Genomic DNA, 10,320 nt, shown 5'->3' on the forward strand with positions numbered 1-10,320 from the left:
GTGGCGAGCCGGGCGATTCGGCCCGGAGTGAAGAGGCACGAGTATGCGCAGGTGGTACGGCCGCCTCATGGCGCTGGCCGGCTCGATCATCGTGGCGATCGGCCTGATCTCGGGCGTCGCGGCAGGCACCACGAGCGGGCATCACACCGGACGGCTGCCGGACGGCGCGACCTGGGTGGCCGACGTGCCGGACGCCTGGAACGGCACGACCATCCTGTACAGCCACGGTTTCGGCCCGCTCAACCCGCAGAACGCGCCGGACGAAGCGACCAGGCAGGCGTTGCTGGGCAGCGGGTACGCACTGGTCGGCTCCTCTTACAGCGGCCCTTCGTGGTGGGCTCTCGAATCGGCCGTTCGCGACCAGTTCGGGGCCTTGGCGGAACTTGGGCGGCTGACCGGAAAACCGCGACGCACGATCGCCTGGGGCACGTCGATGGGCGGGCTGGTCAGCGCGCTGGAGGCCGAGGACGACGGCCGCCGCCTCGACGGCGTGCTGAGCACCTGCGGGCTCGTCGCCGGTGGCCTCAACCTGAACAACTATCAGCTGGACAGCGAGTACGCGCTGGCCCACTTGCTCGCTCCGGAGCAGAACATCAAGCTGGTCCGGTTCACCGGCCCGGCTGAAGGCAACGCCTCCGCCGCGGCGTTGACGAAGATCGCCACCGACGCCCAGAGCACTCCCGAGGGACAGGCGCGGATCGCTCTCGCGGCGGCCCTGATGAACCTGCCCGGCTGGTTCACCGGCCCGAAGCCTCCGGCGCCGACCGACTACGCGGGCCAGGAAATCCAGCAACAGCAGGAACTGTCCAAGCTCGTACTCGGATTCGTCGTCGCCGGCCGGTACCAGATCGAGCTGGCGGCCGGCGGGAACAGCGCGTTCACCGCGGGCGTCGACTACCGCGCGCTGCTGCACGGCAGCAGTCACGCCCGCCAGGTCCGCGCCCTGTACCGGGCGGCGGGCCTCGATCTGGACGCCGACCTGGCGACCCTGACCCGCGACGCCGACATCCGGCCGGACCCGCAAGCCGTCCGCGGCCTCGCCCGCACCTCGATGGTGACCGGGCGTCTACGCGTGCCGACGCTGAACATCCACACCACGGCCGACCAGGTCGTGCCGGTCGAGCAGGAGGACTGGTACGGCGGGCAGGTGCACCGGGCCGGCGGCGGAGCACTGCTGCGCCAGGCCTACGTCGGCGCGACCGGGCATTGCGCTTTCCGGCCGTCGGAGACGATCGCGGCCTTGCACGCGCTGGAGTCGCGTATCGAGACCGGCCGCTGGGGGAATGGCGCGGAGCCGGATCGCCTCAACGAAGCCGCCGAGGGGCTCGGCGGCGGAGGTCGCTACGTCCGGTTCGACCCGCCGAGGCTGACCGGCGGGCTCGGCGAGCCGGGACGCTAGTGTCGTGCGTCGGAAATTCGTGGCCTTCTCGACGGCCCAGCTTCCCGCTGGACGCACAGCCGAAAGCGCAGGTACAACCAGTACAAGCCGCTTCCGGCCGCACGCCCAGCGGAAACCTGGATCCGCCGATAAAGCACACGAATTTCCGACGCACGACACTAGCGGTCGATACTCGAGAGAACCGCTTCGAGGCTCGGGAGCCACCTGCGGTTCGTGTCGGGCGCGGTCAGCCATTCCGACCTCGTCTCCGTGTGCCGGGACGTGATCGGTAACGGGAGAAGCGTTCCCCAGGCCAGGATTTCGACGTCTCGGGGCAGGGCCTCGCTCGGTGGCAGGAGGCTGTAGTTCTCCGCCAGCACGGCGACCCGGGGCCCGCGCTGGGCCGGCAAGGTCAACGCCGGACCCTCGCACCCCGCGGCGGCGAGCCGGGTGAGCATCGGCCGGGCACTGAGCCGGGGCAGGGTCACCGCGCAGATCCCGTTCTCGAGGGCGAGGTACGGGTGGGCGCCGCGCCATTTGACCGGCCAGCCGAAGAGCCGGCCGTAGGCATCGGCCCGATCGCGGACCGGATCCGCCGAACCGATCGGTTCGATCCGCGGCAGCTGGTGGTCGAGCGACATCATTGACGCCTTCCGCTCGGTGGGGAGGAGGTCGTCGCCACCTTAAGGGCACTCAGTGTCATTAGCAAGCCCGGCTGCTAGCGTCCGGGCATGACGGATTCGAAGCGTCGTGTGCCGGCCACCCGCGCCGGTGCGACGCCCGCGGGCCGGCGCCGGCTTCGTCGCACGCTCGCCGCCGCCGCCGTGGACCTGTTCGTGGTCAACGGCTACGAAGCGACCACAGTGGACGAGATCGCGGCCGCTGCGGGTGTCGGCCGCCGGACGTTCTTCCGCTACTTCGACGCCAAGGACGATGTTCTCTTCGCGAACCACGACGAGATCGTGGCTGAGATGGAGGAGTACTTCGCCGCCGCGAACCCGGCGCGCGAGCCGGTGGAGGTGGCGTGTGGCGCGGTCGGCCTGGTGCTCGATTCGTACGCCGCCGACCTCGATGTGTCACTCAAGCGCTTCGAGCTGACTCGCGCGGTGAGTTCGCTGCGCGACAAGGAGGTCGCGACCGTCGACCGCTACCAGCGCGTGCTCGCGCGCTACCTGCGGGCGCGGTTCGAGGACCAGGACGACGAGGTGGCGAGCCTTCGTGCGGCCGTCGCCGCCGCGGCGATCGCGGCCGCCAACAACCACGTACTCCGGCGATGGCTGCGAAGCGGCGGCAAGGACGACCTCACGGCCAGCGCAGCCGAGGCGTTCGCCCTGGTCGTCGACGCTTTCCGGCCGGACGGCGAGACCGCCGGCGAGGAGACCACCGTGGTCGCGGTGATGACCTCGGCGACGCCCCTGCGTGAGGTCGTCGCTCAAGTGCAAGCGGCTCTTCGGCAAAAGTAGCCCCGGTGGCGGCTGAAGCCTGAATGACACTCAGTGTCACGTAGGGGAGCCGGGATTCCAGTCCCAGTCGGTGATCGTGGTGCGCATCAGGCGGGCGGCGGGGGACAGGTGGCTGTCGGCTCCCCAGTAGAGGGTGACCGTGCGACGGCAGCCGGGGTGGTCGACGGCGACCCAGGCGCCGGGGGCTTGGAGGGCGCTGCGGCGGGCGAAGGCGGGAACGAGCCCGATGCCGAGTCCGGCGCTGATCAGGGTCGCGATGGCGCTGGGCTCGTCGATTTCGCAGACGATCTTCGGGGTGAAGTCCCGTTCGGCGCAAAGCCGGTCGAGCAACCGGCGGATCCAATGACCCTCGCGCGCGGTGATGAAGGATTGGTCGGCGAGCTCGTCGATCGTCACGGACGACCGTCCGGCGAGCGGATGGCCGAGTGGCATGCCCACGCCCACGGCTTCCTCGAACAGCTGTGTCGACTGCAGGCCTTCGGCACGGATCGGCTGCGAAGCGACACACAGGTCGACGTCCTGAGCCCGCAGATGACGGGTCATGTCCTCGGCCGGTGACCAGTGGAGCTCGATCTCGACGGCGGGATGGGCTTGTTTGTAGGCCGACAGCGGACCGGTGAGGGTGAGGAAGGTTTCCGACGCCAGTCTCACGGTGCCCAGGCCTTCACTGGTGGCCTCGGCGACGGCGCGTCGCCCGGCGTCGAGCTCGCCGAGGGAACGTTCGACGTGATCGCGGAAGAGTTTGCCCGCGTCGTTCAGCCGGAGCCGGCTGCCGCGGTCGAACAGCGGTGTGCCCAGTTCGCTTTCCAGCCGGGCGATGGTGCGGCTCAGTGACGGCTGGGCGGTGCGCAGTTCGTCGGCCGCCCGGCTGAGGTGCTCCAGTCGTGCCACCACCAGGAACTGTCTGAGCGAGTTCAGCTCCATCATGTCTCCCCGTGCATAACGCCATAGCGATATTAATCTTAGACAAGATAACTCATGAGTCATAACGTCAGGAGCGTTCGCAGTGGGATAGGCAGAGTGGGGGTCCTTGGTGGTCAGCAGTCCGGAATCCGTTGCCGTGTATCGGACAAGACCGGCCGGGTGGGTCTTCCGGGCGGTGGTCAGCGCGCACATGGTGGCGATCGTCGGTCAGCCGGTGTTCGCCGGGGTGTATCTGACCGGTGACTTCGACAGCCTGCGGTGGCACGCGGTCGGCGCCGACGTGGTCACCTCGCTCGGCTACCTGCAGGTGATCGTGGCGATCGTGGTCTGGGTCCGGCTGCGTCAGGCCTTGCCGTTCCTGGCCACGATGGTGGTGGTGGCAGCCGAGACCGTGCAGTACTTCGCCGGTTTGGACGGCGCGTTATGGCTGCACATCCCGCTGGGCGTGCTGACCGTCGCCGCGCTCGTCGTGCAGTTCATCGCCGTCTGGCGCCGGCCCCTCCTGAGGCGTGGGGAGGCCCGTGATGCGTGAGCGCGGCATCACCAGGCGACGGATGCTGGGCATCGGCGGGACACTCGGGCTGATGGCGGCCACCGGCTTGTCGACCGCGGCCGCGCTGGCCCGGCGGCCGTCGATCACCGGCGCCGAACTGCGCAGCGCGATCCCGCTGCCGCCGCCGTTCCAGGTACCGCTGCCGATTCCCCTCGTGCTGAAGCCGGCCGGCACCGCGAACGGCGTCGACCGGTATGAGATCACCCAGCGTGAAACGAGCGCGGAGATCCTGCCCGGTGTCAGGACTCCATTGTGGACATACGAGGGCAGCTTTCCGGGGCCGACGATCGAGTCGCGCCGCGGCTGGCCGGTCACCGTGACACATCGCAACGAGTTACCGGTACCGACCGTCGTGCACCTGCACGGCGGACGGACTCCGGCGGCTTCCGACGGGTATCCGACCGACCTCGTCCTGCCCGAAACCTCCGTGCACGCCGGGCACGGCATGCACGATCCGCGGGCGGTGGTGACCAGGCTGACGCGGGACTACACCTTCCCGCTGGACCAGCGGCCGACGTTGCTCTGGTACCACGACCACCGGATGGATTTCACCGCTCCGGCGATCTGGCGAGGGCTGGCCGGGCTGCACGTCGTCCGCGACGACGCCGAGGAGAACCTCGGCCTGCCCGCCGGGCCACGCGAACTGCCGCTGATGATCGCCGACCGGGCGTTCGCCGCCGACGGCAGCCTCGACTATCCCTCGCTGGACCCCAGTCTGCGGGAGCGGCCGGGCGTTCACGACGCGTATCTCGCCGGGGTTCTCGGCGACGTCATCCTGGTCAACGGCGCCCCCTGGCCCGTGCACGAGACCGACGCGGCCCGGTACCGGCTGCGCGTCCTCAACGCCTCCAACGCCCGGCACTACGAACTCGAAGCGGTCGCCGACGACGGACGGCGGCTCGACCTCGTCCAGGTCGGCGCGGACCAGGGACTGCTCGCCGCCCCGGTCATCCACCACACCCTGCCGATCGCCCCGGCCGAACGGTACGACCTGATCGTCGACTTCACCGGTGTCCCGATCGGTGGCCGGGTAAGGATTCTCAACCGGCTCGGCTCCGGCCGGACCCGCGACGTGATGGCCTTCCGGATAGCCCGCAAGGCCACCGACCACAGCCGCGTCCCCGGCACCCTGTCCACCGATCTGCCGTACTGGAGCCGGGCGGACGCCGTCCGGGTGCGCGACTTCGCCTTCCGCGCCGGGCAGATGCACGGCGGACACGGATGGCTGATCGGCGGCCTGCCCTTCGACCCCGCCCGCACCGATGTCACCACCCGGCTCGGCGATGTCGAGGTGTGGCGGCTGGTCGCCGACGTGCACCATCCCGTCCACCTGCATCTGGTCGGCTTCCGGGTGCTCTCGCGCAGCGGCGGGCCGCCACTGCCCCACGACGCGGGCCTGAAGGACACCGTTTCCTTACGGCCGGGCGAAGGCGTGGAGATCATCACCCGGTTCGACGGCTACCGCGGCCGCTACCTCTTCCACTGCCACAACGCCGAACACGAAGACATGGGCATGATGGCCAACCTCGAGGTCGTCTAGCCCGGGCCGCCACGCGTGTCCAGATGGACGACGCTCGTGTCCAGACGGACGACACCCGTGTCCAGACGGACGACACGGGGCGGATCCGGCCGCGAGAGGTGGCCGGGCTTGGGACCGTGTGGATTTTGGGACATCTGACGTCCCAAAATCCACACAGTGCAGCGGCCTCGACCCTGGCCGGTCGAGCAGGTCGACAAAATCGGGGTCTGGATACGGTGACACCGCTCACACTTAACGATAAAGACTATCGTTTTCATTAAGCTGCGGCCGTGCTTTTCCTTCGACGGCCTTCGCGCCTGCTCGCCACTTCGCTGGTCACTGTCTCCGCCGCCGCTCTCGTAGGCTGTGGCGCGCCGAGTGCGTCAGGGGGTGCGCCCGACCGGTTCGTCGTGATCGACGCCGAAGAACTCGGCCGGTTCAATCCCTTGACCGGGCACGGCGGCAACGGTGAATCGAAGATCTACGAGAGCCTGTACCGCGTCGCGGAAGGTCAGGACGACCGGATCCCGGACGCGGTAACGGTTCTCGCGGAGGGGGCACCCGAACCCGTCGACGGCGATCTGACCCGCTGGCGAGTGCGGACCCGGCAGGGCGTCACGTTCTCGGACGGGTCGGCCTTCGGTCCTGAAGACGTGGCCGCGACCTACAACGCGGTGGTGGATCCGAAGTTCGCGTCGCCGATCGCCGCCAACTTCGATTTCCTGCGCTCCGCACAGGTGACCGGCCCCGGCACCGTCGATTTCCTGCTGAACGGCGCTTACGGCGATGTGCCGCATCGGCTGTTCCTCGCGATCGCGCCGTCGGAGTCGCTGGCGACACCCGGGCCGGCGGACAAGCTGGCACTGGGCGATCACCCTGTCGGAACCGGGCCCTACGCGTTGACGGAGTTGCGGCCCGACCAGGTGGTCCTCACCGCGCGCGACGGGTACTGGGGCGCCAAGCCGCAGGTGAAGACCTTCGTGGTGCGGCGAACCGACGACGAAAAGGCGCGGGCGGCGCAGCTCGCGGGCGGCGCCGACGGCACCCGCTTGTCCCCGGCGCTGGCCCGTGCCGTCGCGAAGGACGGCTACCGCACGGTGGTCAGCAAGGCCAACGACTGGCTCGGCGTCACGCTGCCCAGCGGCAGCCCGGTGGCAGGTGACGCCGCCGTCCGGCTCGCCCTGAACCTCGGCGTCGACCGTGGTGCGATGGTGCGCGACATCCTGCAGGGCGAAGGAACTCCGGTCTCGACGCTGGTCACTCCGCTGTTCGGCGACGCCTACGATCCCGCGCAGGACTTCACTTTCGACGCGGACCGCGCGCGAAAGGTCCTCGACGACGCCGGGTGGCGGGTCGGCGCCGACGGTGTCCGCGAGCGTGACGGGCGGCGGGCGAAGTTCGACGTGGCCTATTACCCGACGGAGATCCTGCGCCGCGATCTGACGATGGCCACCGTCTCCGACGCCAAGAAGATCGGCATCGAGATGACGCCGGTGGCGGTGGAGAAGTCGACCATGACCCCGCAGTACCTGGCGGGCACCGCGTTCCTGCTCGGCGGCGGCGGGCAGCCGTACACAGTGGACACTCAGCTGTACCCGAAGTTTCACTCCCGGTACGCGGCCGCGGGCGTGGGATCGAAGTGGGACAACGCTTCGGACTACGTGAACCCCGACGTCGACAAGGCGCTGGAGGCGGCTCGCGTCGAACGGGATCCGGCGAAGCGCGCCAAGCTGTACCGGGATTTCCAGGCCGCGTACCACGCCGCGCCCGGTATGCTCGCCCTCGTCTCGGAGAACCACGTGTACGTGGTGCGGGACAACGGATGGCAGTTCGGGCCCACCGCGCTGGAGCCGCACACCCACGGCGTGGCCTGGGGTCCGTGGTACTCCTTGCCGCGCTGGACGCGGAAGTGACGCGGTCGCGCCGCGCCCGGATCGGTCGTCTCGCCGTTCGCCGGCTGCTGTTCGGCGTCCCGTTGGTCCTCGTCGTTTCGCTCGCGGCTTTCGCGCTGGCCGCGGCGAGCCCGTTCGACCCGCTCGAGGCTTACCTCGGCGGCGCGGGCGACGGCTACACCGAAGCCGAACGCGAGGTGCTCCGCCACGCGCTGGGGTTCGACCAGAGCTGGATCGGGGCCTGGTGGCAGTGGATCACCGGCGCGGTGACCGGCGACTTCGGTTACTCGCGGGCCTATCACGAGCCTGTCGCGCAGGTACTCACCGAACGGCTGGGGTGGACGGCTTTGCTGGGCGCCGCCGGTTCGGTGGTGGCGGTGGTGCTCGCGTGCGCTCTCGGTGTCACGGCAGGACTGCGGGCCGGCGGTCTCGCCGACCGGGTGATCAGCGCGGTCGCCGTGGTGCTGCAGGCCGTACCGCCGTTCATCGTCGCGTTGGGCGCGGTCCTGCTGTTCGCCGTCACGCTCCGCCTGTTTCCCACCTCGGGGCTCACGGATCCGGGGGAGCCGATCACGGCGGCCTCGGCCGCGCGTCATCTCGTGCTGCCCGCTCTGGTACTCGGGGTTTCGCAGGTGCCGTGGCTGGCGCTGGGACTGCGGGAAGCCATCACCGGCGCCGCGAACAGCGACGCCGTGCGGGGAGCCCACGCTCGCGGCCTCCCGAGGCGCGTCGTCCACAGTGGACACATTCTGCCGATGGCCTCGGCGCCGTTCTTCGCCCTCATCGGCGGCAGGCTGCCGGAACTGCTCGTCGGGGCCACGGTGGTGGAGACCGTGTTCGCGTGGCCCGGCCTCGGTGACGCGACCGTGGATTCCGCCCGGGCCTTGGATTTCCCCTTGCTGGCGATCGTCACGGTGCTCACGGTGGGACTGGTCCTGCTGGGCAACCTCGCCGCGGACGCCGCCGCGATCGCCGTCGACCCGAGGATCGAAGCCGATGGCTGACCGCGGACGCGCCGCCTGGTGGGCGGGCGCGGCCGTCACGGCCTTGGCCGCCTACGCGATCCTCACCCCGCTCGTCCATCCGATCGACGAGGCCATCACGGATTTCGCCGCCGGTGACCAGGGGCCCGGCACCGGGCATTGGTTCGGTACCGACTCCTCGGGACGCGACCTGTTCACCCTGGTCGCGATGGGAATGCGGGTATCACTGGGGATTTCGCTGGCCACCGCCGCGCTGTCCACGCTCGTCGGGCTTCTCGTCGGTGTCGCGGCCGGCGCGTTCGGTGGCTGGTGGGACCGCGTCGGGATGCGCGTGGCCGACGCGATGACGGCGATCCCCAGTCTTCTGCTGTCGCTGCTGATCGTCACGCTGTTCCGGGGTTCGCTCGTCGCCATCGTCGTTTCGCTCGTGCTGACGCATTGGACGGCGACCGCCCGGGTCGTCCGCGCCGAACTGCTTTCCCTGCGCCACGCCGAGTACGTCGAGGTGGCGCGTCTCCGGGGACTGTCCGGGGCGCGGATCGCGCGGATCCATTTCCTGCCCATCGCGGCGGGGCAGGCCGGAGTGGCGGCGGTTCTCCTTGTCGCCCATGCGGTGTGGCACGAATCGACACTGTCCTTCCTCGGTGTCGGGCTGCCACCGCATCAGGCGTCGCTGGGCACGCTGCTCGCCGAGTCCGGGGAGGCGTTGCTGCTCGGGCACTGGTGGCGCCTGGCGTTCCCGGCGGGCGCGATCGTCGCCGTCACCCTGGCCCTTTCGGTGCTGGGCCGCTCTTTGACCCGACGCCCGGAGGTGACCGCGTGACGTTGTCGCTCGAAGGCGTCGGTGTGCGGATCCCCGTCGGTCCCGGTCGTGAAGTCCACGCTCTCACCGACGTCGACCTCGTCGCCGTTCCCGGCAGGCCGCATTTCGTGATCGGTGGTTCGGGTTCGGGGAAGTCGACCCTGTGCGCCGCTGTGACCGGACTTCTCCCCGGTACGGCGAAGCTGACCGGGAAGGTGTCGGTCGACGGTCACCAGGAAATGCGCAGAGGGAGCGTCGTCGGTGTGGTGCCGCAGTCCGCGATGACCTGCTTCACGCCCGTTCGACGGCTCGGCGGACAGCTCGCGGAGACGGTTCGCCACCTTCGTGGTGAGCGCGGGCCGGAAGAGCTGCTCGAACTCGTGGGCCTCGAAGCCGACGCGCTGAAGAAGTACCCGCACGAGCTGTCGGGCGGAATGGTGCAACGGGCGGCGATCGCCGCCGCGCTGGCGGGCGATCCGCCGGTGGTGGTCGCGGACGAACCGACGTCCGCGCTCGACCGGGAGCGCTCGCGGGACGTCGTCGCGCTGCTCACCGGGCTGGGCCGGGACCACGTCGTCCTGGTGGCCACCCACGACATCGAGGCGCTGCCGCACGACGCGGACCTTTCGGTGATGTTCGCTTCGCGCGTCGTCGAGACAGGTCCCGCGGCCGACGTCCTCACGGCGCCGCGGCACGCCTACACCCGCGACCTGCTGGCCGCACTTCCCGAGAACGGGCTGCATCCGTTGCCCCACCCCACTCCCGATCTCGTCAACCTGCCCGCCGACTACCGATATGGGAGCTGA

The 10,320-nt window shown here is 69.9% G+C and carries 10 protein-coding genes; 8 read left to right on the forward strand and 2 right to left on the reverse strand.

The annotated features are described in order from the left end of the window. The first annotated feature begins 43 nt into the window (after positions 1 to 43). Positions 44 to 1,399 carry an alpha/beta hydrolase gene (locus ACLJRL_RS34735; protein ID WP_410660596.1) on the forward strand — a complete coding sequence of 452 codons (1,356 nt, stop codon included), beginning with the start codon at positions 44 to 46 and terminating at the stop codon, positions 1,397 to 1,399. A 158-nt stretch (positions 1,400 to 1,557) separates the two neighbouring features. Here the strand turns inward: ACLJRL_RS34735 and ACLJRL_RS34740 are convergent, their stop codons facing one another. Then, the gene (locus ACLJRL_RS34740) at positions 1,558 to 2,019 is read right to left on the reverse strand and encodes a glycogen operon protein GlgX (RefSeq protein ID WP_410660597.1); all 462 of its coding nucleotides are present in this window, start codon (positions 2,017 to 2,019) and stop codon (positions 1,558 to 1,560) included. Positions 2,020 to 2,109: 90 nt separating this feature from the next. Between ACLJRL_RS34740 and ACLJRL_RS34745 the strand changes: the two genes are divergently transcribed. Beyond that, on the forward strand, positions 2,110 to 2,841 hold the full coding sequence (locus ACLJRL_RS34745) for a TetR family transcriptional regulator (RefSeq protein WP_410660598.1): 732 nt from the start codon (positions 2,110 to 2,112) through the stop codon (positions 2,839 to 2,841). 36 nt (positions 2,842 to 2,877) lie between these two features. On the opposite strand, the gene ACLJRL_RS34750 is transcribed toward ACLJRL_RS34745, so the two are convergent. Continuing rightward, positions 2,878 to 3,768: a LysR family transcriptional regulator gene (locus ACLJRL_RS34750; protein WP_410660599.1), complete on the reverse strand. Its 891-nt coding sequence runs from the start codon at positions 3,766 to 3,768 to the stop codon at positions 2,878 to 2,880. A gap of 172 nt (positions 3,769 to 3,940) precedes the next feature. Here ACLJRL_RS34750 and ACLJRL_RS34755 point away from each other — a divergent pair, with 172 nt between their 5' ends. The 6 genes from ACLJRL_RS34755 to ACLJRL_RS34780 all read left to right on the forward strand — a co-directional run bounded on the left by ACLJRL_RS34755 (position 3,941) and on the right by ACLJRL_RS34780 (position 10,320). Next, positions 3,941 to 4,297 carry a hypothetical protein gene (locus ACLJRL_RS34755; protein WP_410660600.1) on the forward strand — a complete coding sequence of 119 codons (357 nt, stop codon included), beginning with the start codon at positions 3,941 to 3,943 and terminating at the stop codon, positions 4,295 to 4,297. Further along, positions 4,290 to 5,858: a multicopper oxidase family protein gene (locus ACLJRL_RS34760; protein WP_410660601.1), complete on the forward strand. Its 1,569-nt coding sequence runs from the start codon at positions 4,290 to 4,292 to the stop codon at positions 5,856 to 5,858. The genes ACLJRL_RS34755 and ACLJRL_RS34760 overlap by 8 nt, the downstream gene beginning before the upstream one ends. 269 nt (positions 5,859 to 6,127) lie before the next feature. After that, positions 6,128 to 7,750 (forward strand): ABC transporter substrate-binding protein, encoded by a 1,623-nt coding sequence (locus ACLJRL_RS34765; RefSeq protein WP_410660602.1) that lies wholly within the window; start codon positions 6,128 to 6,130, stop codon positions 7,748 to 7,750. Further along, positions 7,747 to 8,733 (forward strand): ABC transporter permease, encoded by a 987-nt coding sequence (locus ACLJRL_RS34770; RefSeq protein ID WP_410660603.1) that lies wholly within the window; start codon positions 7,747 to 7,749, stop codon positions 8,731 to 8,733. Before ACLJRL_RS34765 ends, ACLJRL_RS34770 begins: the two co-directional genes overlap by 4 nt. Continuing rightward, the gene (locus tag ACLJRL_RS34775; RefSeq protein WP_410660604.1) at positions 8,726 to 9,535 is read left to right on the forward strand and encodes an ABC transporter permease; all 810 of its coding nucleotides are present in this window, start codon (positions 8,726 to 8,728) and stop codon (positions 9,533 to 9,535) included. Before ACLJRL_RS34770 ends, ACLJRL_RS34775 begins: the two co-directional genes overlap by 8 nt. Next, complete coding sequence (locus tag ACLJRL_RS34780; protein WP_410660605.1) at positions 9,532 to 10,320, forward strand: ATP-binding cassette domain-containing protein; 789 nt, start codon at positions 9,532 to 9,534, stop codon at positions 10,318 to 10,320. Before ACLJRL_RS34775 ends, ACLJRL_RS34780 begins: the two co-directional genes overlap by 4 nt.

It is taken from the genome of Amycolatopsis sp. lyj-112, assembly GCF_046549055.1.
Classification (GTDB): Bacteria; Actinomycetota; Actinomycetes; order Mycobacteriales; family Pseudonocardiaceae; genus Amycolatopsis.

Bases quoted from the DNA above. Each gene is read 5' to 3' on its own strand.
- ACLJRL_RS34735 (WP_410660596.1), top strand. From the start codon at position 44: ATGCGCAGGTGGTACGGCCGCCTCATGGCGCTGGCCGGCTCGATCATC.
- ACLJRL_RS34740 (WP_410660597.1), bottom strand. From the start codon at position 2,019: ATGTCGCTCGACCACCAGCTGCCGCGGATCGAACCGATCGGTTCGGCG.
- ACLJRL_RS34745 (WP_410660598.1), top strand. From the start codon at position 2,110: ATGACGGATTCGAAGCGTCGTGTGCCGGCCACCCGCGCCGGTGCGACG.
- ACLJRL_RS34750 (WP_410660599.1), bottom strand. From the start codon at position 3,768: ATGATGGAGCTGAACTCGCTCAGACAGTTCCTGGTGGTGGCACGACTG.
- ACLJRL_RS34760 (WP_410660601.1), top strand. From the start codon at position 4,290: ATGCGTGAGCGCGGCATCACCAGGCGACGGATGCTGGGCATCGGCGGG.
- ACLJRL_RS34775 (WP_410660604.1), top strand. From the start codon at position 8,726: ATGGCTGACCGCGGACGCGCCGCCTGGTGGGCGGGCGCGGCCGTCACG.